Genomic DNA, 24565 nt, shown 5'->3' with positions numbered 1-24565 from the left:
AATCCAGTATTCGACACCCCTACAACAAAAGCAAAAAATAGCTTTAAAGAAACGATATATTCACTCACATTTTAATAATGCGCCATCTATATAAATAGCGAGTAATAATTAAGCCTATAACGCATTGCTAAACCATGGCGGCTCAAAACTACTTATACTTGATGATTACCTATGAAACAGAGTTAAAATATAGGATCTGTATTTTGCTTTTTCCAATTTAGTAACCAGATAAAATAGCCCCGAGATAGAATGAATTTTAATTCTGAAAGGTCAACTGGCCCAAGACGTTTATTATTTTGAGCGAACTAAAAAAATTCCAAAATCAATTTTATTAATAATATAAAGTGCTTTCACATCATTAATTTATGTTAATATCATGTGATAACAGATGCTTTACAAAAACAACGATTGTTTTTGAATTTGGATTGTGTAGGAGACACCTCATTGAAAATATCACAACGCTTTTTATGGCCATTAACCTTTATTTCTCCCTTACTAATGGCTGAGCAATTTGATTACGAAAACCTTGACCTTGATGCCCTAATGGGAATGGATGTTCAAGTCACTTCAGCAATGAAAAGAACTCAATCAGCATTTGATACAGCCTCCTCTATTTATGTTTTAAGTAAAGAGCAAATTACTAACTCTGGTGCTATGTCTGTACCTGAAGCACTAAAAATGGTTCCTGGGCTTATTGTTAGACAACTCGATAATAACCAGTGGGCTATCTCTTCGAGAGGCGTTGCTTCTCGCTTTTCTAGCAAGTTATTAGTCATGATCGATGGCCAAAGTTTATATACACCAAAATTTGCAGCTGTTTATTGGGAAACACTCAATGTTCCTTTGTACGATATTGAACGCATAGAAGTCATTCGAGGGCAAGGTGGGCTTTTATGGGGAAGTAACGCAAATAATGGTGTTATCAATATTATTACTAAAAATAGTATTGATACTCGTGACACATTAGCAACAGCAACCACCGGCAATCAAATAAATGTCGATACAAATTTTCGTTATGGAAACGATATTGGTAATAAAGGCAGTTATCGAATTTATGGCCATGCAAAACATGCAAATGCATCTAAAAAAGGAGCTAGACTCAAACCAAATGATACTACGAAACAATATTCTTTTGGTATACGTGCTGACTATACACCTAATGATGAATTGTCGGGTTTATTTCAAGGCGATGTTACGCATTCAAAATTAGGCCAAAACTACCGAGGTGTAGTTGATGCTACAAATGAAAACATTGCATTTTCTGATGATTTAAAGCGTATCGACTCACGTATGATGGCCCGTTTAGAACACAGAATATCAGGCAATGCCAATCAGATGTTACAGGTATCATGGCTCAAACAAAATGGATCTCAAGCCTACATAAAAGAGCATTTCGAATCGATAGATATTGACTACCAAATGAATTTTATTTACCAGTCACTACAGTTTGATTGGGGATTAAACTACCGCTATAACACCATTTCATTTGCACAAAGTGTCTTTTTAGATAGCGATAAAGATTTGGATAACCTTCAGCAGTATGGTGGGCTTATTCAAGCTCAATATAACTTTATCCCTGATACTCTCGATTTTATAATTGGCACTAAATTAGATCATAATGATCTAACAGGGTGGGAAAACCAACCTTCAGCAAGGTTAGTTTACAAACCAATCGAGAATCATCTTGTTTGGAGCGCTATATCCAGAAGTGTACGAATCCCCACGCTTATTGAGTTTAACGATAACTTTAAACTTAATGGAACCAAAGTTATTGATGTACTTGGCACAAGTACAGGGCTGGTAGCTATAGATGAATATCGAATCGCCACTTTTTTAAATGGTAACGATAAAGTGAAATCTGAGAATTATATCTCTCACGAACTAGGTTACCGATTTTCCGATAACGATTGGTCAATAGACTTTTCCGCTTATAACACGCGTGGTAAAAACGTAGCAGTTATTAACTTAAACACCCATTTTGAACAATTTTTGCCTGCTCTCGCTCTGTTTCGATCGGGAGAGATCCCACAAGCAGCTCAAGCGCTTACAACAACTCAAATCAACCTTGATTTAATCTCTGTTGGAAAAACAACAACAAAAGGTTTTGATGTCGTTTTATCTTGGCAACCTATGGATACTCTCAGCACAGAGCTTGGGTACAGTTATACAGACTTTAAATATAGCTTACCTTATGACACAAGCTCTGTGGTTGGGTTTGATTCAACAAATAGGCAGGTATTTGCAAAAGCAAATTACACTCTATTTAACGGCCATTCTCTATTTTCTACATTACGAGTAGAAAATTCTAATGCGTATAACACAGATAACTACGCAGCATTAGATTTGACTTGGAATTGGCAGATAAACCAACAGTGGTCAACTGCGCTTTCAGGTAAAAATTTATTAGCAAGTTCTCACATCGAATATGGTAATACAAACGAAACCTATACTATACCCAATTATATTGATGAATCTTTTACATTCACAATTATGACTACGTTTTAAGTTTATAACATGCTCAAGTCAAAAAGTTTAATCCATCGTACCTTAATTATATTTGTATTTTTATTTAGTGCGAATTGTAATGCAATGGAAAAAGAATACATGCTTAAAGCAGGCTTCTTATATAATTTTGCCAGATTTTCTCAATGGCACTCGCTTCCTCAAAAAGACAACTTTTTTACTCTATGCAGCCCTGATAAACACTTTATTGAGTTAGCAAACATTGTTTTAAAAGAACGAATAGTAAAAGGATTACCTTTAAAGAATAAACATATTGCTCTCAACGATATATCAAACGTATCGTGTGATATGCTTTTTATAACCGTCAATACAGTCTCTAATTGGGAAAACCTAAAGGTTTTTCCTTATGACAATATTATGGTTATAGGTGAAACTGAAGGTTTTATTAAAAATGGCGGACACATTAGATTTTTTCTTTCAAGTGGTAAAATTCGTTTCGAAATAGCGCCTAAAAAACTTAAAGAAGTAGGTATTACAATGAGTTCAAAAGTATTACGCCTTGCTCGCGTTGTTGATAGGTAATGCAATGAAAAAACTATTTTTATTAAACACAATGAGCAAAAAACTTTTAGTCATTTTAATGTGTGTCGCCCTAGTATCAACCGCAACAGTCACAACCGTATTTAGTGCCTATGAAATAAGTAGCGCGAAAGAAGAGCAAGTAAAAAGTTTAGTATCTCTTTCTAAAATGTTGTCCCCTAATATAACGACAGCGCTTATGTTTGACGATGCAGAGGCAATACAAGAACTTATTAACCCACTGCTTATTCGCTCAGATATAGTATCTGTGATTGTGAGTAATTCGGATGGTAAACCACTTGCTATCGCCAATTCTCTGTCTAAAACAGCACAACATAGTATAGAAATAAGTACCGTTTTAGAGCTAGATTCTCATTGCTATGGTGAGCTAAAAATTAGGGCTAATGATAGCTACATTAATGATAGAGTGGCATTTTATAGTAAATTTCTTATTATTTTGATGATATTTACATTTATTGTGAGCTTACTATTATCCTTATTACTCAGACGTCGGTTTTTAAACCCTATATTATATTTGGCACAAACAGCTAACCAAATAACAAAATCGAATGACTATAGCTTACGTGCAAAACAGCTCTCGCAAGATGAGGTAGGCGAACTTACTTCCTGTTTCAACGATATGTTACACACGATTGAACAGCGAGAAAGTTCACTTGAGAATCAAGTTCGGCTTCGTACTAAAGAACTTGAAAATGCAAATTTCCAATTACACCAATATGCATATGAAGATGGCCTAACAGACCTACCTAACAGACGTTACTTTTACGAAAAACTACAAAGTTTAATTAGCAAAAAAAATATAACTTTTGCCCTTATTTTTATTGATTTAGATGGCTTCAAAGAAATAAACGACAGTCTCGGACATGACTATGGCGATTTACTGTTACATCAAGTCGCAGTTAGATTACAAAACTGCATAACAGCTAACGATACTGTAGCAAGACTAGGCGGTGATGAATTTACTCTTATTCTAGAAGGAGTAGACAATCAAGCGAGCGCAAGTAAGGTTGCAAATGCAGTAAAAAGTAGCTTAATGCAATGTATTCATCTAAAAAAAGAAAAGGTGTATGTGACTGCAAGTTTAGGTTTAACTTTTTATCCAACGGATGGGGTAACAGTAGAAGACTTAGTAAAGCGAGCTGATCAAGCAATGTATTTATCTAAACATAAAGGTAGAAACCGCTACGAATTTTTCACTTATGCTATGGAAGAACAAGCAATCGAAAAGCGCCGTTTAATAGAACAAATACATACTGCCCTTAAAAAAAGTCAATTTGAGCTTTATTATCAACCCATTTTTTCTATCAATGGTACATCAGTACCCAAAGCCGAAGCGTTAATACGCTGGAATCACCCTGAGCGAGGTCTAATTGGCCCAAATGAATTTATACCAATCGCTGAAAAGAATGGCTTAATAAGCGATATTGGCCAGTGGGTAAAACTACAAGCAATTAAAGATACTGTTCAATTTAATCTACTTTGCGAAACACCTATACAAATTAGCGTAAATACGTCACCACTTGAGATTGATCGTGCTGGTAATTGGGTAAATGAATGGCTAGAAGCAAGTGAGCAATACAAACTCCCCGCCCATACTATTCTCATAGAAGTTACAGAGAACACGCTAATGGATCCTGATTCTTTAATACAGAGTCAATTAAAGCGGCTTAACGCAAAAAATATTGATATAGCAATAGATGATTTTGGTGTCGGTTATTCATCACTTGCCTATCTTCAACGCTTAGATATCGATATCCTAAAAATTGATCACTCTTTTATTAGAGATATAGAAACCAATGAAAACAGCATAGCGCTTATAAAGGCAATAATAACAATGGCACATAATTTAGGTGTCAAGGTTGTCGCTGAAGGGGTAGAAACCCAACATCAGTACTTACTATTAAAACAGTTAGCATGTGATTATATTCAAGGTTATGTATTTTCAAAACCAATCACTAAACAAAGCTTTATTGAAAAGTACGTAAAATCTAAAGTATTACTTTAAAATTAAATACCAGCTCGTATGTGGGTAGTGTCTTTATTACAACCAGCGAGGTACGCGTTGTTTATAATACTGATACTGCTCTGAAAAAGATTGCGATAGATGCTCTTCTTCTACTAAAGTTTGTCTATATAAAGCGGTAACCCCTACAATCAAACATATCAGACTAAATACACACGGCAATGCTAAAAAGAAACCAATTTGAGCCGCTGCAACACCTAAATACATAGGGTTGCGAGAATAGTCATAGAGTCCAGTGGTTTTTAGCTCCTTTGGCCCATTAGGATCTATTCCTGAGCGCCAAAGTGATGCCATATCAAAATGTACAAACATACTTAATATAAACCCAGCACTCAGTAATACATTGCCAAACATGACCCCAGGCCAACCGTTTAAAGGTTCAAATAATACTAAGTAATTATCTAATTCAGGAATAAAAACTCTCACAACACACACAAACCAAATAGCAGCCCTGAAAAATTTAAACGCCATATGGTTCCACCAACTAGAGCAATACTGCTGACCAGGAAAAATAACGCCAGAGGGTGTGGTTCGATTTTTATAAATAATTCTATAAGTATAAAATCCCGCCACAAATGTATAGAAAATAGCGAGGTAAATACGTGTAAACTCTATTAGGGATACTGAGTCATCTATAAAAGGTTGATAGTTCATTGAGGGAGCTCACACACATTATTTTTTAGCTAATACTATAAATTAATTTTAGTGTTCATACTGTTAATTAACAAGCAAAGTCAGCTAAATGGGCATAAAAGATTAGGATAAGTCTACCAATGATACTATGTATTATCCATCCACTTTTCTGCAGACGTAAAAAAGCCTGAACCGTTAAATTCGGGCTCTCTACAATTTAAAGTCGGTGCGCTACGCAGTAGAATGTCATGGTACCCACAGCGGTGGAGAGTCACAGTTCAAATGCTACCACTCATTGTCGAGCGGAGATTTTTATGCTTTTAGCGTCGGGAGTCGCTTCGCTCGCCCGACCTACGTGATGGGGGTTGATATAAGCGAGTGTTAAGTGTGCACATTTCACTTTTCTGCAGACGTAAAAAAGCCCGAATCGTTAGATTCGGGCTTTCTACAATTTGAAGCCTGGTAATGTCTTAGTGCCCACAGCGGTAGAAAGTCACATAACAAATGCTACACTATCATCGGTCGAAGCTTTGAGTTCACTACTGAGTTCGGCATGGACTCTTGGCTATTTACTAAATCCCAGATAGCAAAAAACCCGTCACATTGCTGCAACGGGTTTCTTTAATTTGAAGCCTGGTAATGTCCTACTTTCACATAGCAAATGCTACACTATCATCGGCGCTGTTTCGTTTCACTACTGAGTTCGGCATGGAGTCAGGTGGGTCCAAAACGCTATTGTCACCAAGCAAATTTGGGCGTTAATACGTATTTCTGCGCACTAACTGAATTTGGAAAATATCTGATAATATTTTTTAAGTCTTTCAGTAAATTTCTACTTTAGTCATATTAACTTCTTCGCTTGTTTCACTATCACATAAAACGCGTTTGGCGTTGTATGGTTAAGCCTCACGGGTAATTAGTACAAGTTAGCTTAATGGCTCACACCACTTCCACATCTTGCCTATCAACGTTGTAGTCTTCAACGGCCCTTCAGAGACTTTAAAAGTCTAGTGAGAACTCATCTCGAGGCCTGCTTCGCGCTTAGATGCTTTCAGCGCTTATCAGTTCCGAACGTAGCTACCGGGCAATGCCATTGGCATGACAACCCGAACACCAGCGGTTCGTTCACTCCGGTCCTCTCGTACTAGGAGCAACCCCTCTCAATTCTCAAACGCCCACGGCAGATAGGGACCGAACTGTCTCACGACGTTCTAAACCCAGCTCGCGTACCACTTTAAATGGCGAACAGCCATACCCTTGGGACCGACTTCAGCCCCAGGATGTGATGAGCCGACATCGAGGTGCCAAACACCGCCGTCGATATGAACTCTTGGGCGGTATCAGCCTGTTATCCCCGGAGTACCTTTTATCCGTTGAGCGATGGCCCTTCCATTCAGAACCACCGGATCACTATGACCTACTTTCGTACCTGCTCGACGTGTCTGTCTCGCAGTTAAGCTGGCTTCTACCATTACACTAACCGTACGATGTCCGACCGTACTTAGCCAACCTTCGTGCTCCTCCGTTACTCTTTAGGAGGAGACCGCCCCAGTCAAACTACCCACCAGGCACTGTCCGTAACCCCGATTCAGGGGCCAACGTTAGAACATCAAAACTACAAGGGTGGTATTTCAAGGTTGACTCCACAACAACTAGCGTCGCTGCTTCAAAGTCTCCCACCTATCCTACACATGTAGGTTCAATGTTCAGTGCCAAGCTGTAGTAAAGGTTCACGGGGTCTTTCCGTCTAGCCGCGGGTACACAGCATCTTCACTGCGATTTCAATTTCACTGAGTCTCGGGTGGAGACAGCGTGGCCATGGTTACACCATTCGTGCAGGTCGGAACTTACCCGACAAGGAATTTCGCTACCTTAGGACCGTTATAGTTACGGCCGCCGTTTACCGGGGCTTCGATCAAGAGCTTCTCCCTAAGGATAACCCCATCAATTAACCTTCCGGCACCGGGCAGGTGTCACACCGTATACGTCATCTTGCGATTTTGCACAGTGCTGTGTTTTTAATAAACAGTCCCAGCCACCTGGTCACTGCGGCTCCCGTCCGCTTAGAGAGCAAGTCTCATCACAGATAGGAGCGTACCTTCTCCCGAAGTTACGGTACGATTTTGCCTAGTTCCTTCACCCGAGTTCTCTCAAGCGCCTTAGTATTCTCTACCTGACCACCTGTGTCGGTTTGGGGTACGATTCCATATAATCTGAAGCTTAGAGGCTTTTCCTGGAAGTATGGCATCAGCAACTTCATCACCGTAGTGACTCGTCTCGTGTCTCAGGTTTAGTGTTCGTCCGGATTTACCTAAACAAACGCCCTACTCACTTTCACATAGACTACCAACGCTATGCTTGCTTAGCCTGCTCCGTCCCCCCATCGCAATTATATCGAGTACAGAAATATTAATCTGTTTCCCATCGACTACGCCTTTCGGCCTCGCCTTAGGGGTCGACTTACCCTACCCTGATTAACATGGGATAGGAACCCTTGGTCTTCCGGCGTGGGAGTTTTTCACTCCCATTATCGTTACTCATGTCAGCATTCGCACTTCTGATACGTCCAGCATACCTCCCGGTACACCTTCAACCGCTTACAGAACGCTCCCCTACCACTCAGAATAAATTCTGAATCCGCAGCTTCGGTGCATAGTTTAGCCCCGTTACATCTTCCGCGCAGACCGACTCGACCAGTGAGCTATTACGCTTTCTTTAAAGGATGGCTGCTTCTAAGCCAACCTCCTGGCTGTCTGGGCCTTTCCACATCGTTTCCCACTTAACTATGACTTTGGGACCTTAGCTGGCGGTCTGGGTTGTTTCCCTCTTCACGACGGACGTTAGCACCCGCCGTGTGTCTCCCGGATATTACTTTACGGTATTCGGAGTTTGCAAAGGGTTGGTAAGTCGGGATGACCCCCTAGCCTTAACAGTGCTCTACCCCCGTAAGTATTCGTCCGAGGCTCTACCTAAATAGATTTCGGGGAGAACCAGCTATCTCCCGGTTTGATTAGCCTTTCACTCCTAGCCACAGGTCATCCCCTAACTTTTCAACGTTAGTGGGTTCGGTCCTCCAGTTGATGTTACTCAACCTTCAACCTGCCCATGGCTAGATCACCGGGTTTCGGGTCTATACCTTGCAACTAGTCGCCCAGTTAAGACTCGGTTTCCCTACGGCTACCCTATTCGGTTAACCTCGCTACAAAATATAAGTCGCTGACCCATTATACAAAAGGTACGCAGTCACCCAACAAGTGGGCTCCTACTGCTTGTACGTACACGGTTTCAGGTTCTATTTCACTCCCCTCACAGGGGTTCTTTTCGCCTTTCCCTCACGGTACTGGTTCACTATCGGTCAGTTGGGAGTATTTAGCCTTAGATGATGGTCCACCTATATTCAGTCAAAGTTTCACGTGCTCCGACCTACTCGATTTCACTTAAAATGTCTTTTCATGTACGGGACTATCACCCTGTATCGTGGCGCTTTCCAGCAGCCTTCCATTAACACATAATAAGCTTAAGGGCTGTTCCGATTTCGCTCGCCGCTACTTTCGGAATCTCGGTTGATTTCTTTTCCTACGGGTACTTAGATGTTTCAGTTCTCCGCGTTCGCCTCGTTAACCTATGTATTCAGTTAACGATACCTGCAAGCAGGTGGGTTTCCCCATTCGGAAATCCTAGTCTCAAGCGCTTTTTACTAGCTTGACTAGGCTTATCGCAAGTTAATACGTCCTTCATCGCCTCCAACTGCCAAGGCATCCACCGTGTACGCTTAGTCACTTAACCATACAACCCAAACGGGTCTTTGTTTTGTGACAGTTTAACTTCGCCAGAAGTCAATATTGAATACTAAAGTAGATACCAATCAATCAACTCATAAGAGTTAACTAAATGGCACTCAATGGTACTGCTACCATTGTTTTTTTACTTTTGAAAACTCTTGATAAATACACTGTATTCATCAGAATTTTATTATCAGCTTTTCCAAATTTTTAAAGAGCATATTAATTAGTTATCCCGAAGGACAAGCACTAATTAACAATCATCTGTGTGGACACTACGAACAAATAAGTTCTAAATCGTATAAGGAGGTGATCCAGCCCCAGGTTCCCCTAGGGCTACCTTGTTACGACTTCACCCCAGTCATGAATCACTCCGTGGTAAACGTCCTCCCGAGGGTTAGACTATCTACTTCTGGAGCAACCCACTCCCATGGTGTGACGGGCGGTGTGTACAAGGCCCGGGAACGTATTCACCGCGTCATTCTGATACGCGATTACTAGCGATTCCGACTTCATGGAGTCGAGTTGCAGACTCCAATCCGGACTACGACGCACTTTAAGTGATTCGCTTACCTTCGCAGGTTCGCAGCACTCTGTATGCGCCATTGTAGCACGTGTGTAGCCCTACACGTAAGGGCCATGATGACTTGACGTCGTCCCCACCTTCCTCCGGTTTATCACCGGCAGTCTCCTTAGAGTTCTCAGCATTACCTGCTAGCAACTAAGGATAGGGGTTGCGCTCGTTGCGGGACTTAACCCAACATCTCACAACACGAGCTGACGACAGCCATGCAGCACCTGTATCAGAGTTCCCGAAGGCACCAAACCATCTCTGGTAAGTTCTCTGTATGTCAAGTGTAGGTAAGGTTCTTCGCGTTGCATCGAATTAAACCACATGCTCCACCGCTTGTGCGGGCCCCCGTCAATTCATTTGAGTTTTAACCTTGCGGCCGTACTCCCCAGGCGGTCTACTTAATGCGTTAGCTTTGAAAAACAGAACCGAGGCTCCGAGCTTCTAGTAGACATCGTTTACGGCGTGGACTACCGGGGTATCTAATCCCGTTTGCTCCCCACGCTTTCGTACATGAGCGTCAGTGTTGACCCAGGTGGCTGCCTTCGCCATCGGTATTCCTTCAGATCTCTACGCATTTCACCGCTACACCTGAAATTCTACCACCCTCTATCACACTCTAGTTTGCCAGTTCGAAATGCAGTTCCCAGGTTGAGCCCGGGGCTTTCACATCTCGCTTAACAAACCGCCTGCGTACGCTTTACGCCCAGTAATTCCGATTAACGCTCGCACCCTCCGTATTACCGCGGCTGCTGGCACGGAGTTAGCCGGTGCTTCTTCTGTCAGTAACGTCACAGCTAACGGGTATTAACCGTTAACCTTTCCTCCTGACTGAAAGTGCTTTACAACCCGAAGGCCTTCTTCACACACGCGGCATGGCTGCATCAGGCTTGCGCCCATTGTGCAATATTCCCCACTGCTGCCTCCCGTAGGAGTCTGGGCCGTGTCTCAGTCCCAGTGTGGCTGATCATCCTCTCAAACCAGCTAGGGATCGTCGCCTTGGTGAGCCATTACCTCACCAACTAGCTAATCCCACTTGGGCCAATCTAAAGGCGAGAGCCGAAGCCCCCTTTGGTCCGTAGACATTATGCGGTATTAGCAGTCGTTTCCAACTGTTGTCCCCCACCTCAAGGCATGTTCCCAAGCATTACTCACCCGTCCGCCGCTCGTCAGCAAAGTAGCAAGCTACTCTCTGTTACCGCTCGACTTGCATGTGTTAGGCCTGCCGCCAGCGTTCAATCTGAGCCATGATCAAACTCTTCAATTAAAAAGTTTTATGTCTTTCGACAGCTCAATGAATTCTGAATTTTTTAATATCTTTCGATATTGAATTGACTGTGCCGAAGCAACTTATAAATAAGTTACTTCTGTTGGTCACTCAGTTTTCAATTGAGACTCTAATTTGTTTGCCTCGCTAATTACCCATAAAGAATAAGTAGTTTGGCTGTTAGAACTCAATCTGTACGAGTGCCCACACAGATGATTGCTTTATATTGTTAAAGAACGTTCTGAGTCGCTTTAGCGTCTCAAGGGATGCGAATAATACACCCTTTATTTTTCGAGTCAACACTTTGTTTTAAACTTTCTTTCGACAATTTAAAACCGAAGTTTTATTTAACTCTCTGAGTAGTTCGTGCCTCGCTATGCGTTGGCGTTTCCCGTCTCAGTGGGGTCGCATTATAGGGAGATTCGAGCGGGGGTCAATGTTTTATTTCAGCTTTTTGACAATTAAATCAATTTAGTACGAAAGCTATACAAACAAAGGGCTGCATCGCCTTTTTTGCCCATTAAACAACCAATTTGTACACAAATCCCAGGGGGACTTAAAAACACCTCTATAAATAACACTGCAGAGCTATGTTAACTGTGTGGTTATCACTACTGCATTAAATAAGTGTTTTACTATAGCGCCACTAAAATAGCGCAATAACAAAGCTGACAGTATAATGTATTGATCATTGAGTTTAAGCTAATTAAGTAGCTTAAACTGTATCTATGAAATTCAATTGAATTTTCTTTTCACAAGTTTACTGAACAGATACCAACTTTTAAACACTACCAATTATTCGCTTAGCTATTGAACATCGTGCGCTTTATGTTTTACTTCTCTTTATTCGCTTTTACATTTTGTGCTTGCTCAAATATTTCTTTGTACACTTCGTCGTTGCTTATTGGTGGGTACTTAAATTTAGCCAGTACTAAAATAAGCTCTACTCTTAGTGATGATTTAATATCTTCGCGGTGGTTCCAATCAACAAATTTAACTTTGTCGTCCACTATTACTTTTACCGCTTGGGCGAGCTCAATCAACTTATCTTCGGGGTAATCAAAGTCGTATTTAACCGCGAGCATTTTTAATGCGTCGTAAAAGCCTTTTTCTTCAATATCAATACCTAGCTCGTCGCCGGCGTTCATTTCGTCGCGTACGCTGTAAATCATATTAACCATAGTGTCTGAAAACTCATCGAGTACGTTACTTACCAATATGTCATCATCTTTTCGCTCGTTATAGCGCTGTACCAGCGATTCAAAGCGTTTAGTAAAGTCGATACCTTGGGTTTGGTTTACTTTTTTAAGCTCGCCTATGGCTTTAGCTAACATTTGTTGCAGTATTTTTATTTTGGTATTGGGAAGTTTTATTTTTTCTATTTTGGCGATGTAGTCGTCATTAAAAATATCAATTTCGCCACCGTCTTCATTGCCGAGTTTAAATACCTCTTCGACACCGTCGCTTTGTAGGGCTTCGGCTATCATTTCACGTACTTTGGCGTTCATTTGCGCGGTATCGGGCGCTTCGCCTTTGGTTAGCTTGTAAATAATAGAGCGAATAGCGAGGTAAAAGTGAATGTGGTTACGCTCGTTTTCGTTAATTTTTTCACTACCACAACATACATCGTAAGCGGCTTTTAAACGCTTAACTAAATCCATAAAACGCTTTTGGCGCTTTTCAGTAATTAGCGCAAACTCGGCGGCGTGGTTTAAGCTATTTAGCTGCGTAACTGCTTCGCCTGTAAAGTAAGGGCTGCTGTCAAATTTATGAAATAACTGGGCAAGTAGCGCTAAGTGATTTTTTACTTCAATAACCGACGCGGTAATATCTTCAAAGTTGGTTTCGTCTGTTTTTGAATACTGCGCTAAGGCTTTATTCATTTCAGATTTAATACCGATGTAGTCGACTACCAAGCCTTTATCTTTGCCTTCAAACTGGCGATTAACCCGCGAAATAGTTTGTATTAAGCTGTGCTTTTGCAGTGGCTTATCAATGTACATGGTGTCTAAAAATGGCACGTCAAAACCGGTTAGCCACATATCTACCACTATGGCTATTTTAAAGTTTGAATGTTTGTTTTTAAATTGCTTATCAAGCTCTTTACGCTCGTCTTTACTGCCAAGTAAATTATATAAGCGTGCTACGTCGTCTTTACCACGGGTCATCACCATTTTTACTTTTTCAGAAGGGGCTGCAATACGGCCTTCGCTAATAGCGCGCTTTCGCTCGGTATCCGATAAATTTTGAGCGTTATCCTGCTCGTTTAAAGAGTCGACAACATCAAACCAATCTGGGCGTAATTCTTCTAATTCTTGATACAACTGATAAGCAATGCCACGCGAGCTACACACAAACATTGCCTTACCTGCAACCGTTGAGCATTCTTCAACACGTTTTTCGTAGTGCTGCACAAAATCTTTTGCTAGCACTTTAATACGATCAGGGTCGCCTAAAATGCTATTCATGTTCGCAGTGGCTTTTTTACTGTCTTCTATTTGTAATTCGTTACTGCCTGCATCGGCGCATTCTTTGTAATAGGCTTCAATTTCTGCCAGCTTGCTGTTGTTTAAACACACTTTGGCGGCGCGCCCTTCGTACACAATGCGTACGGTTATTTCATCTTTAACTGACTCAGTCATGGTGTACGAGTCAACCACTTCACCAAACACGTCTAACGTGGCATCGACTGGCGTACCAGTAAAACCAACGTAAGTAGCATTGGGCAGTGAGTCGTGCAGGTATTTTGCAAAACCAAAGGTTTTTCTCACTCCGGCATTAGGGCCTTTTTCGGTAATAGTAATTTTTTGATCAAGGTTAACTTGGCTACGATGCGCCTCATCAGAAATACAAATAACGTTAGTGCGATCAGTTAATAACTGGGTATCTTCGGTAAATTTATGAATAGTGGTTAAAAACACACCGCCGCTGTTACGGCCTTTTAATAGCTCACGCAAGTGAGTACGGCTGGTGACTGTTTTTACCGTGTCATCGCCAATGTAGGTTTTTGCATTACCAAATTGCTGCGAGAGTTGATCGTCTAAATCGGTTCGGTCGGTAATTAAAATAATGGTGGGGCTTTTAAGTTCAATGCTTTTCATCAGCAAGCGTGTTAAAAATTGCATGGTGTAACTTTTACCGCAACCCGTTGCACCAAAGTACGTACCGCCTTTACCATCGCCTATTGGCTTTAAATGAAGTTTTATATTTTCGAACAACTTATTAGCCGCATAATATTGTGGGTAACGCGGCACAATTTTTATCTCTTTTTTGCCCGCGCTTTTATTGTCAGAATCAGGAAAAAACACAAAGTTGCGCATTACATCGCGCAGGCGCGCTTTATCAAACAAGCCCTGCAATAAGGTATGTAACGAGTTAATCCCCTCTTGCGCGGTTAGCTCTTGCCCCGTTACTTTTCCCCACGAGTAAAAAAACTGATACGGCGCAAATAAGTTACCCATTTTGTTGTTTACGCCATCGCTTATAACGCACAAGGTATTAAATACAAATAACTGAGGAATAGCGCGTCTGTAGCGCACCGTTAACTGCTCATACGCTTCAAAAATGGGGGCTTGCTCGCGTATTGCGCTTTTAAATTCAAACACCACCAACGGCAAGCCGTTTACATATAAAATGCCATCGGGAATGCGCATTTCAATATTGTCGTAGCTTGTGGGGCTTTGTATTTTTAACTGGGTAACAAAACGGTAAATGTTGTCGTCTTGCAGGTAAGTAACGCTGGCTTCATTCACGTTATCGAGAGCCATATTATCCAAAGCAGCCATAGCACTGCCTGCTATTAGGCTGCTTTTAATGCCTTGCTCAACGTTGTCGTAATCAAGCAGCTGAATATATAAATCTTTTTGCGCTGCACTGCCTGCTACCATTCCACGCTCACGTGTAAGTACTTCCCTTTTAAGTAAGAATCCATCACTCAGCCACTTACAAAAGGTTTTATTACTCTCGTATAAATCACTGGCAGGCAGCTTTTCAAGCTTTGCAATAATAGAGTCTACTTCATCGGTGGTAATATTATTTTTAGCGTAACGCTTGGTTAAAAAAGCACGAAGGTCGTCTTTAATTAATACCTCGCTATTATTGCGGCTTAGCTCACCACCGAGTAAATGCGGGTAGCCTTGCTCGCCTAATAGCTCAACCACCGCTTGTTCTAATTTGGCTTCAGTAAATTTCATCAAACATCCTTATTGTTGTTTTTATGGCCTTTAAACGCTTAGCTAAGGTTAATCTACTATTTCTTCATCAGTGGCTACATCGGGTATTTGTAATTCGCCAGAGATGAGTTTGGGTAGCAAAGTATTTCGTAAACTTTCAAGTTGGTTGATATTTAATTTGTTGAAATCTATCTTGTTAAAATAATCCTCGATTACTCTGTCAAACTTATAAAGAACTTCTACTGAAGGAAAAAGTAGCTCTAAGCTATTAAGTACTTTAGTTGTCATGCTTGGTACAGCTGACCCTACATTCATTGCTGCAAAGTCTAAAGCTTTCAAGTGGTAAAACATAAACTTTGCAACCTTTGGTACTTTAGGGATCGTGTAAAACATAGTATCAACAGTCCAAAATGAGCCATTTATATGCATAATATTACTCAAAGTGCCTTTCCTAGGGATAAGTACAGACTCCCCATCATACAAAAAACTTTCGGCATAACGCATAAGTCCGCCCGAGCCGTAAACAGGATACTTTCCATCATCTAATTTTTTGTGATCTTTACCATATTTAACTTCAAGTAAATCACTTAGATATTTTTGCTTCCAGCCTTTTGGTATCCAGCCTAGTTGTTCGCTGTGCTCGAACTCATTGGTGAAGTGGGCGTGGGTATTGGCGTGTTGCGCTAATATTTTAGGGTTGGCGTTAAAGTTTGCTTTAACGGGGGTTTCAGCGGTTTTACCTAATATTTGCACTGCTGCTTGTGTTGCTTCTTTTGTTGGTAACTGTGCTTGTAACTCGTGAGCGAGTGCAATGAGTGAGGCTTTGCATTCTGCCGCATTTTCCAAACTGTCCAGTGCCATTAAGCGGCGCTGTGCTTTTTGTTTTAACTCATCAGGCAGACTAGTTTCAAGGTTTTCCAACTTAAAATCAACGCTCGCAAGTAGGTTGTCGAATACTGGATCAAAATCAACAAACCAGCTTTTAAACAGCGCCTGCGCCATTTGTTCTAAAGTTTGATTGGTTTGGCGGTTTAAGTAAGTTTTTTTATCGAATCCATTTATTAGGTTCGCTATCTTAACTTGATCCGAATATGAGAAGTTTGGTACGTCTTCTTCGATCAAGTCCGTCGCAGTAATACTCGTTGCCGCTGTTTGTTTAGCGATACGCTGTATTATCTGTCGTCCATAAAGTGACTTAAAAAAATAGTAAAAGAAAAGTGGGTATGCTTTCGCCAAATCAAATCTCAGTCTAAATAAGTTTGACTCAAAGATAGGTTGATCATCAATATCTTGGACAAGCAAACAGTCCCCAACTCCTTCCAAGGTTAGAGACGTTCGGCCGAATAATAAATCGCCAGATTTACAAGAAAACCTTTCAATTTCTGATTCAGTGACCATTAGCTTCTCTGTAGTATTTTCATTAGATATAAAATCTAATGAAAATATTTCATTCATTTTAATCCAACGATTACCCGAACCTTGGTGTTCATTTCCTTTATAAAGCCCATTACGGGGTTTTTCTGCCAAGAAGGACTTTAAAGGTTTATATTCTAAGTTACTCCCCATAACCCAGCGCCTCCACGTTTTTACGAATAGCTTTACCAAGCTCATCGCTTTGCTTCATTTGGCTATCAACAACACACCCAATTTGTTTATTCATTATCTTGGCCTTTAACTTGCTGGTTAAGCAACTGCGCTTGCACACGTTCGCGCTCTTTTTGGAGTTCTATGCGCAGCTCTTCTTCGCTGGGTAGATGGGCTAAATATTTTGCGGCAAAGAGTTGTTTTTGGTCGCTCAGTACAGAGTATTTAACAACGGCTTCGCTTTTTTCACTGCATATAACTAAACCTATGGTGGGGTTATCGTCGCTGCTGGTGTATCGATCATCGTACAAGCGAATGTAGGTATCCATTTGGCCTATATCTTGGTGCTTGAGTTTGCCAATTTTTAAGTCGAGCAATAAAAAACACTTGAGTTTAAAATTATAAAAAACGAGGTCGATATAAAAGTCTTCGTCATCAAAACGGATACGCTTTTGGCGTTCTACAAAAGCAAAGCCTTTACCAAGTTCTAATAAAAACTGTTGTAAGTTATTTATAATGCCTTGCTCTAGGTCGTTTTCTTGATAGCTTTTGTCTTGCAGGTTTAAAAAATCTAAAATGTAGGGATCGCGCAGGTAGCCTTTTGCGGACTCTGCCAATACTTGTGTGTTTTGTTGGGCTTCTTGCTCAACGGGTTGTTTTTCTTTGCTAGACAATAAGCGTTCGTAATATAGCGTACCTATTTGACGTTCTAACGCGCGCGCCGACCAATTTTGTAAAATGGCTTCATCTCGATACCAGTTGCGCGCAGCTGAACTATCAACCCGTAATAGTACACGATAATGCGTCCAGCTTAATTCGAGACGCACTGCGTCTCGTTTTTCAAAGGCGAGATAAAAACGGCGCATATTACGCAGGTTGGTTATGTCAAATCCTCTGCCATAGTCTGTGCTGAGTTGCTGCGATAACCGTTTTAATGTTGCTTTGCCGTAGGCTGCGCGTGTTTCACCGCCTTGCTCATCTTCTACAATTAAGCGCCCTATTTGCCAATACGCTTGCAGCATGGCGGTATTTACGGTTTGTTTAACTTGCCCACGGGCTTGCTCAACAATGCGGCGAATATCAACTAATAAGTGCTCGTTTTGAGTCGATGGGTGTTCTTCACTATGAGTCATTACGTTTTTCTCCATCACGCTCTTCACCATAGCCTAAGGCCTGCAAGTTTTTACGAATGGCGTTATCAAGTTCATCTGCTTGATTCATTTGGCTATAAAGGGTTTGGCTAAGTTCGCTCATTTTGGTTTCAAACGGGATACCGTCGTCGATAATATCGGCCGCGCCGACATAGCGCCCAGGGGTAAGTACGTAGTCGTTCGCTTTTATATCGGCAAGGGTGGCTGATTTACAGTAACCGGCGACATCTTTGTACTCTTGTTCTTGCTCTTTATTTTCGCTTTGCTCTTTATTTGCGCTTTCTCGCTCGGTACTTGCAGTAGTTAGCTCTTCGCCACGCCAAATGTGGTAGGTTTGGGTTATTTTAGCTATGTCGTCGTTGGTGAGTTCTTTTAAGGTACGGTTAACCATAGAGCCCATTTCGCGGGCGTCTATAAATAGCGTTTCGCCTTGGCGGTCACGGCGTTTTAGTAGGCCTTTTTCGTTATTGCCTTTTTTATCTTTACTTATAAACCATAAACACACCGGGATTTGCGTGGTGTAAAACAACTGCCCTGGTAGAGCTATCATGCAATCGACTAGATCGTTTTCGATTATTTTTTGGCGAATATCGCCCTCGCCACTGGTGTTTGAACTCATTGAGCCGTTAGCCAGCACAAAGCCTGCCGTGCCATGTTCGCTGAGTTTTGAGATCATGTGCATGATCCACGCATAGTTGGCATTACCAGTAGGCGGTGTTGGGTAACCGGCCCAGCGGGCATCGTCAACTAGTTCGTTATCGGCGCGCCACTGTTTTTGGTTAAATGGTGGATTTGCCATTATGTAATCGGCTTTTAGGTCGGGGTGTTGATCTTTAAAAAAGGTATCGCCTGCTATATCGCCTAAATTGCCCGAAATACCGCGCACAGCAAGGTTCATTTTTGCCAGTTTATAGGTGGTGTTGGTGTACTCTTGCCCATAAATAGACACATTTTTTTGATTACCGTTATGGCTATTTATAAATTTAAGCGATTGCACAAACATACCGCCCGAGCCACAACATGGGTCGTAAATTTTACCTTCAAATGGTTCAATCATATCGGCTATTAGGGTAACAATTGATTTTGGCGTATAGAACTCGCCCCCGCCTTTACCTTCAGATGCAGCAAATTTACCTAAAAAGTATTCGTAAACACGGCCAACTAAGTCTTCTTCTGTTTTTTCGTTTTGGTTGGCGATGGTGTCGATATTATTAATAGTATCGATTAACGCTGAGAGCTTACTGGCATCAAGCCCTAAACGTGAAAAGTAGTTATCGGGCAATGCGCCCGCGAGTGATTTATTGTTTTTTTCAACGCCGTGAAGTGCGGTATCTATTTTAACGGCAATATCGCCTTGCTTGGCGTTGGTTTGAATGTATGACCAGCGGGCGTCTTCTGGAAGATAAAACACGTTATCCATTGCGTAAAAGTCGACCATGTCGATGTATTCATCGCCGTGCTCAGCAATAATGGCTTTTTGACGTACTTCAAACTTGTCACTAATAAATTTAAGAAAGATTAAGCTTAAAACAATGTGCTTATATTCGGCTGATTCAACACTGCCACGTAGTTTATTGGCGGCATCCCAAAGCGATTCTTCAAACCCGACTTGTGCTTGTTTTGTGTTTTTTTTAGCAACTTTTTTAGCAACTTTTTTAGTAGCGGGCTTTGTGGCGGTTTTTTTAGGTGCGGTTTCCATAGCTATCTCAGACCAGAATATCAATACAAATTATTGAGTTATCATACCGTAAAGAGCGCGAATTATTGAGACTTAATTAAAAATATATGAGGGGATATTTATTAGGGCGTGTTGATCTTTGTGGATTGAAATTTGTTCAATCTAGGGGCGATTAAATCGCGGCGCGAGGTTTGTAACCTAGTGGGCTAAGTAAAAACCGAGCAACAAAGAGTTTATCGTCCCTAGAAAGAACCCAAAGGGCAGCGCATGTTTGGTATTTATGCTGCGTTATCGCCTATTTATGGGGAATAACCACACTACATAGGCTCTGCCTTGCCTAAAAACCAAACATACAGCTGCAAACTCACCCACCAAAGATCAACACGCCCTAGTCACAATACGCAATATGCGAGCAGTTTGATTATTGCGACAGTGTCGCAACTTTCGCTTTGTAACCCATTACACATAAAAGCCAATTAACAAACTAACTCGTTAGCCTGACATATTTCTCAGCCAGTTCGTCTATATTTTCTCGATGATTAGGATCGGGCTTTATGCAGTCAATTGGGCATACGCTGACACAGGTTGGTTTGTCGTAATGGCCTACGCATTCAGTGCATTTTGCGGGGGCTATTTGGTAAATTTTAGCGCCCATGTAAATGGCTTCGTTAGGGCATTCTGGATCGCACATGTCGCAGTTAATACATTTGCTGTTAATTAGTAAAGCCATTCTCTAACCTCTAGTACTTCTAGCATAAATTTGCAGCCGTAAATTATGCATTTTATTCTGCGTTTTCTTGTTGATCTCAATCAATAAAAATTACATTGGGTAACTCGCATTCAATCATTAACTTTATAACTAAAAATGGACACTATAATATCCATTACGCTCATAAAAAAGCAATTTTGGACACAGTAATGCCCAATCAAGTTCGCGAGGTTCTGTTATTAATTATTAAGCGAAGGTGATGTGCAGCTGGCTTTTGCTGAGCACCTAAAAGAACGTCGCAAAAAAGCAAAAATGTCACGCGAGGCGTTAGCTAAAAAAAGCACAGTACCGGCTTCTACAATAAAAAAGTTTGAGGTTACAGGGCTTATTTCGTTTAGGCAGCTATTGCTTTTGTGGCAAACACTCGACGATTTAACTCGTTTATATGACTTAACAAAAGCGCCAACTCAAGGCAAGAATGCGCCAACGCCTATTGATCAGGAATTAAACAATGGCCTTTATTAAACCCATAGAAAAGCTAGAAGTAAAACGTACACTGTCAGACTCAACAGAGTTAATGGTGGGTGTACTTGCTCAAAATAGGCAAGGTGTTTATTTTCAGTTCGACCAAAGTTATTTAGACACATATGGTAATCTTTCGCCATTCTCACTCGCCTTCAATAGAGATGTTCAGTTAGCACCCAAAAGCCCACATAATGGATTGCATGGGGTCTTTTCTGATTGTTTACCTGATGAGTGGGGGTTACTACTACAGGACCGTGTATTCAGACAAAATAATATAATGCCTAACTTTGTGACCCAAATGGACCGCTATCTTTTGTTGGCCATTTAGCTATGGGGCATTATCGTTTACACCTGAAACTCATTATGATGGCACAAATGACGATGACGCTGGTCTTGCTACATTGGGTCAACAAGCCCAAGCAATATTTGACGGGCAGACAGAAAAAGTACTTTCTGCGTTAGTGGCTGCTGGCAGCTCCGGCGGTGCACGCCCTAAAGCTCAAATTTATTTTCCTGACAATAATATACAAGAATGTAGGACAAAACCTAAAACAGGCGATGATGCTTGGTTAATCAAATTCACATCCAAAAACCTCGCTTTAGGACATGAGAAAGGGTTATGTGAAGCTGTGTATTTGGATTTAGCTGAACAAGCGGGATTAAACCCACCTCAACGATTACTGGTACCCGCCCCAGAAGGGACCGGTGCAAAGCAATGGCTTGCCTTAAAGCGATTCGATAGGTTTAAATTAACGGGTGATAAAATGGGCTGCAAACATATGCATAGTGCATGTGGCTTGCTAGATGCTGATTTTCGTACACTTACATTAGATTATGAGGATTTAATTAAAGCGAGCCGTGTTTTATGCAAATCACCTGCTGCGGGGCAATTACAATTTCGTCGGGCTATGTTTAATTTATTTAGCTGTAACCAAGACGACCACAGTAAAAAATGGGCTTTTTACAAGAAGATTCTGGTGAGTGGGATTTAGCGCCTTTTTATGATGTCACTTTTAGTCCTCACCCTTTTAACGAGCATGCTACTTCGTTTGCTGGATTTGGAAAAAACCCGCCACTAAAAGCGATTCAAAAGCTGGCCTCTGCAGCAGGTTATGCAAACTGGAAACAAGTACAAGTTATAATATCTGAAATAGCGGAGATTATTTTAAACTTTAAAGACACCGCTAAAACACTCGACGTAAATAAAAAACGATTAGCTTAATAGAGCAACAGCTTAATAATACGTACGCCATGAATAAGCATTTAACGGGTAGTTAAAATAGATTATGAAGTAACACCAAAATACCGATTTTTGGTGTTACTTATACCCCTTAAACTGCTTGTTTAAACGGATTTCGGGTATCTTGGTGTGCATCTAGGTTACGCATTAAAATAGCGTGCGCTAAGTTAACGCCCTCATCTAGCGGTATTTTTACAATGTGACCAGAGCCTTTAGCATCGCTAATACTTTCGCCTTTTTTGTTTTCCATGTATTCAAGCACAAAACTAATATTTCCCTTTGGCGTCATTAGCTCTAAAGAGTGGCCTGTGCAAAATTTATTTTTAACGTCTATTTCAACTAAGCCATTTTCGCAGCGCCCAAGTACTTCACCCACAAATTGCTGCTTAGTTGATACAGAGTGACCATACTCGTAATTTTGGTAATCTTGATGGGCGTGACGTTTTAAAAAGCCTTCGGTGTAACCACGGTGCGCTAAGTTTTCTAATGTTTTAAATAAATCCGCATCAAACGGCTTGCCTGCAACCGCATCGTCTATTGCTTTGCGATAAACTTGTGCAGTGCGCGCCACATAATAAAATGACTTAGTACGCCCTTCTATTTTTAAACTATGTACACCCATTTTTGTGAGCTGCTCTACATATTGTACAGCGCGTAAATCTTTGGAATTCATAATATACGTGCCGTGTTCATCCTCAAACGCAGGCATGTATTCGCCAGGGCGGCCTTGCTCCTCTAACATAAATACATCGTTACTCGGCGCGCCTTCACCTAATGTAGGAATAACCTGTTTGGGATCAATTTTATGCACCATTTCGCCGGTTTCGTTCTCAACACCTGGCTTAACATCGTAATCCCATCTGCATGCATTGGTACAGGTACCTTGGTTTGGGTCGCGTTTGTTTATGTAACCGGAGAGCAAACAACGCCCTGAATACGCCATGCACAGTGCGCCATGTACAAATACTTCAAGCTCAGTATTTGGGCAAAGTGTGCGTATCTCACTAATTTCCTCAAGCGACAGCTCCCTTGATAAAATAACCCGCTCAATGCCCTGCTTCGCCCAAAACTGCACACTTGCAAAGTTTACGGCGTTAGCCTGTACCGATAAGTGAATAGGCATGGCTGGCCATTTTTCACGAACAAGCATAATTAAACCAGGGTCTGACATAATCAGCGCATCGGGTTTCATTGCTATAACTGGCTCTATATCACGTAAATACGATTTTACTTTAGCGTTATGCGGCGCAATATTAGACACCACATAAAACTTTTTATTTTGCGCATGCGCTTCACTAATGCCTATTTGCAGGGTCTCTAGGTCAAACTCATTATTACGCACACGCAAACTATAACGAGGCTGCCCCGCATAAACCGCATCTGCGCCATAAGCAAACGCGTAGCGCATATTTTTTAAGCTCCCTGCAGGGCATAACAGTTCAGGTACAAAAGAAGTTAAAGAAGAAACAGTTGGCATGTGCGCTCCATACATCGAACCGAGTATAAGTCGGTTGCATGATTAATTAATTTACGAGCGCGGCATTATAAATCCGCCAAGCATTGTGCTTTTGATCGAGATCACAAAACTGCAATCAAACTGGTTTTTAATAAAATTAGGATTTTTCACTTAAAACGCGTATAATTCGCGCCCGTTAATATTCACACTTTTACTTAAAATTATTGGAGCATAAAGATGGCTTTAGAGCGTACTTTCTCAATCGTAAAACCTGATGCAGTTGCTAAAAACCACATTGGCGCTATCTACAACCGTTTCGAATCTGCTGGCCTTAAAATCGTTGCAGCTAAAATGGTTCACCTTTCACAAGAGAAAGCTGAAGGTTTCTACGCAGAACATAGCGAACGTCCTTTCTTCGGTGCTTTAGTATCTTTCATGACATCTGGTCCAGTAATGGTTACCGTTCTTGAAGGCGAAAACGCTGTTCTTAAAAACCGTGAAATCATGGGTGCTACTAACCCTGCTGAAGCACTAGCTGGTACTTTACGTGCAGACTACGCTGATAGCATCGACGAAAATGCTGTTCACGGTTCTGACGCTGTTGAATCTGCTGCTCGCGAAATCGCGTACTTCTTCGCTGACGAAGAGCTTTGTTCACGTACTCGTTAATTCGAATTCGTTAACATATTGAAAAGGGCTTTCGGGCCCTTT

At 41.3% G+C, this 24565-nt stretch carries 15 protein-coding genes and 3 rRNA genes; 8 read left to right on the top strand and 10 right to left on the bottom strand.

Translation table 11 applies throughout. The features are described 5' to 3' along the window. Nucleotides 1-444 precede the first annotated feature (444 nt). The 3 genes from LOS73_RS04610 (at nucleotide 445) to LOS73_RS04600 (ending at nucleotide 5068) form a co-directional block, all read left to right on the top strand. A complete protein-coding gene (locus LOS73_RS04610) occupies nucleotides 445-2505 on the top strand; it encodes a TonB-dependent receptor plug domain-containing protein (RefSeq protein ID WP_457934562.1) in 2061 nt (686 codons plus the stop codon). A 99-nt stretch (nucleotides 2506-2604) separates the two neighbouring features. After that, on the top strand, nucleotides 2605-3045 hold the full coding sequence (locus tag LOS73_RS04605; protein ID WP_457934950.1) for a YfiR family protein: 441 nt from the start codon (nucleotides 2605-2607) through the stop codon (nucleotides 3043-3045). A gap of 4 nt (nucleotides 3046-3049) precedes the next feature. Then, the gene (locus LOS73_RS04600) at nucleotides 3050-5068 is read left to right on the top strand and encodes an EAL domain-containing protein (RefSeq protein WP_457934561.1); all 2019 of its coding nucleotides are present in this window, start codon (nucleotides 3050-3052) and stop codon (nucleotides 5066-5068) included. A gap of 36 nt (nucleotides 5069-5104) precedes the next feature. Here the strand turns inward: LOS73_RS04600 and LOS73_RS04595 are convergent, their stop codons facing one another. The 9 genes from LOS73_RS04595 to LOS73_RS04555 form a co-directional block, all read right to left on the bottom strand. Beyond that, nucleotides 5105-5740: a methyltransferase family protein gene (locus tag LOS73_RS04595; RefSeq protein ID WP_007379046.1), complete on the bottom strand. Its 636-nt coding sequence runs from the start codon at nucleotides 5738-5740 to the stop codon at nucleotides 5105-5107. A 610-nt stretch (nucleotides 5741-6350) separates the two neighbouring features. Further along, nucleotides 6351-6465: ribosomal RNA gene (gene rrf / locus LOS73_RS04590) — 5S ribosomal RNA — on the bottom strand. A gap of 149 nt (nucleotides 6466-6614) precedes the next feature. Next, nucleotides 6615-9505 (bottom strand): 23S ribosomal RNA (locus tag LOS73_RS04585). A 298-nt stretch (nucleotides 9506-9803) separates the two neighbouring features. Continuing rightward, nucleotides 9804-11339: ribosomal RNA gene (locus LOS73_RS04580) — 16S ribosomal RNA — on the bottom strand. The 16S, 23S and 5S rRNA genes sit together here, the layout of an rRNA operon. Before the next feature lie 833 nt (nucleotides 11340-12172). After that, nucleotides 12173-15532: a type I restriction endonuclease subunit R gene (locus LOS73_RS04575; RefSeq protein ID WP_457934560.1), complete on the bottom strand. Its 3360-nt coding sequence runs from the start codon at nucleotides 15530-15532 to the stop codon at nucleotides 12173-12175. Nucleotides 15533-15580: 48 nt separating this feature from the next. Continuing rightward, a complete protein-coding gene (locus tag LOS73_RS04570) occupies nucleotides 15581-17038 on the bottom strand; it encodes a restriction endonuclease subunit S (protein WP_457934559.1) in 1458 nt (485 codons plus the stop codon). 125 nt (nucleotides 17039-17163) lie between these two features. Continuing rightward, nucleotides 17164-18228 (bottom strand): PDDEXK nuclease domain-containing protein, encoded by a 1065-nt coding sequence (locus LOS73_RS04565; RefSeq protein WP_457934558.1) that lies wholly within the window; start codon nucleotides 18226-18228, stop codon nucleotides 17164-17166. Beyond that, complete coding sequence (locus LOS73_RS04560; RefSeq protein ID WP_457934556.1) at nucleotides 18218-19945, bottom strand: N-6 DNA methylase; 1728 nt, start codon at nucleotides 19943-19945, stop codon at nucleotides 18218-18220. Before LOS73_RS04560 ends, LOS73_RS04565 begins: the two co-directional genes overlap by 11 nt. A gap of 463 nt (nucleotides 19946-20408) precedes the next feature. Further along, nucleotides 20409-20654 (bottom strand): YfhL family 4Fe-4S dicluster ferredoxin, encoded by a 246-nt coding sequence (locus tag LOS73_RS04555; protein WP_045984404.1) that lies wholly within the window; start codon nucleotides 20652-20654, stop codon nucleotides 20409-20411. 240 nt (nucleotides 20655-20894) lie between these two features. On the opposite strand from LOS73_RS04555, the gene LOS73_RS04550 reads away from it, so the two are divergent. The 4 genes from LOS73_RS04550 to LOS73_RS04535 all read left to right on the top strand — a co-directional run bounded on the left by LOS73_RS04550 (nucleotide 20895) and on the right by LOS73_RS04535 (nucleotide 22380). Further along, nucleotides 20895-21158 carry a helix-turn-helix domain-containing protein gene (locus LOS73_RS04550; RefSeq protein ID WP_457934555.1) on the top strand — a complete coding sequence of 88 codons (264 nt, stop codon included), beginning with the start codon at nucleotides 20895-20897 and terminating at the stop codon, nucleotides 21156-21158. Further along, nucleotides 21145-21486 carry a HipA N-terminal domain-containing protein gene (locus LOS73_RS04545; protein ID WP_337150028.1) on the top strand — a complete coding sequence of 114 codons (342 nt, stop codon included), beginning with the start codon at nucleotides 21145-21147 and terminating at the stop codon, nucleotides 21484-21486. Before LOS73_RS04550 ends, LOS73_RS04545 begins: the two co-directional genes overlap by 14 nt. Before the next feature lie 73 nt (nucleotides 21487-21559). Next, nucleotides 21560-22150: a type II toxin-antitoxin system HipA family toxin gene (locus LOS73_RS04540; protein ID WP_008139546.1), complete on the top strand. Its 591-nt coding sequence runs from the start codon at nucleotides 21560-21562 to the stop codon at nucleotides 22148-22150. Next, the gene (locus tag LOS73_RS04535; RefSeq protein ID WP_008139548.1) at nucleotides 22111-22380 is read left to right on the top strand and encodes a hypothetical protein; all 270 of its coding nucleotides are present in this window, start codon (nucleotides 22111-22113) and stop codon (nucleotides 22378-22380) included. Before LOS73_RS04540 ends, LOS73_RS04535 begins: the two co-directional genes overlap by 40 nt. Before the next feature lie 109 nt (nucleotides 22381-22489). Here the strand turns inward: LOS73_RS04535 and trhP are convergent, their stop codons facing one another. Continuing rightward, the gene (trhP, locus tag LOS73_RS04530) at nucleotides 22490-23875 is read right to left on the bottom strand and encodes a prephenate-dependent tRNA uridine(34) hydroxylase TrhP (protein ID WP_457934554.1); all 1386 of its coding nucleotides are present in this window, start codon (nucleotides 23873-23875) and stop codon (nucleotides 22490-22492) included. A gap of 216 nt (nucleotides 23876-24091) precedes the next feature. Between trhP and ndk the strand changes: the two genes are divergently transcribed. Then, a complete protein-coding gene (gene ndk / locus LOS73_RS04525) occupies nucleotides 24092-24523 on the top strand; it encodes a nucleoside-diphosphate kinase (protein ID WP_007377442.1) in 432 nt (143 codons plus the stop codon). The last annotated feature ends 42 nt before the right edge of the window (nucleotides 24524-24565 follow it).

This window comes from Pseudoalteromonas sp. SCSIO 43210 (assembly GCF_054133285.1).
The sequence above is the reverse complement of the archived record's forward strand: the minus strand, read 5'-3'. Positions and strand labels throughout refer to the sequence as shown.

What these genes read in the sequence shown, in the direction of transcription:
- LOS73_RS04605 (WP_457934950.1), top strand. Translation starts at nt 2,605, where the DNA reads ATGCTTAAAGCAGGCTTCTTATATAATTTTGCCAGATTTTCTCAATGG.
- LOS73_RS04600 (WP_457934561.1), top strand. Translation starts at nt 3,050, where the DNA reads ATGAAAAAACTATTTTTATTAAACACAATGAGCAAAAAACTTTTAGTC.
- LOS73_RS04595 (WP_007379046.1), bottom strand. Translation starts at nt 5,740, where the DNA reads ATGAACTATCAACCTTTTATAGATGACTCAGTATCCCTAATAGAGTTT.
- LOS73_RS04575 (WP_457934560.1), bottom strand. Translation starts at nt 15,532, where the DNA reads ATGAAATTTACTGAAGCCAAATTAGAACAAGCGGTGGTTGAGCTATTA.
- LOS73_RS04565 (WP_457934558.1), bottom strand. Translation starts at nt 18,228, where the DNA reads ATGACTCATAGTGAAGAACACCCATCGACTCAAAACGAGCACTTATTA.
- LOS73_RS04560 (WP_457934556.1), bottom strand. Translation starts at nt 19,945, where the DNA reads ATGGAAACCGCACCTAAAAAAACCGCCACAAAGCCCGCTACTAAAAAA.
- LOS73_RS04555 (WP_045984404.1), bottom strand. Translation starts at nt 20,654, where the DNA reads ATGGCTTTACTAATTAACAGCAAATGTATTAACTGCGACATGTGCGAT.
- LOS73_RS04545 (WP_337150028.1), top strand. Translation starts at nt 21,145, where the DNA reads ATGGCCTTTATTAAACCCATAGAAAAGCTAGAAGTAAAACGTACACTG.
- LOS73_RS04535 (WP_008139548.1), top strand. Translation starts at nt 22,111, where the DNA reads ATGGGCTTTTTACAAGAAGATTCTGGTGAGTGGGATTTAGCGCCTTTT.
- trhP (WP_457934554.1), bottom strand. Translation starts at nt 23,875, where the DNA reads ATGCCAACTGTTTCTTCTTTAACTTCTTTTGTACCTGAACTGTTATGC.
- ndk (WP_007377442.1), top strand. Translation starts at nt 24,092, where the DNA reads ATGGCTTTAGAGCGTACTTTCTCAATCGTAAAACCTGATGCAGTTGCT.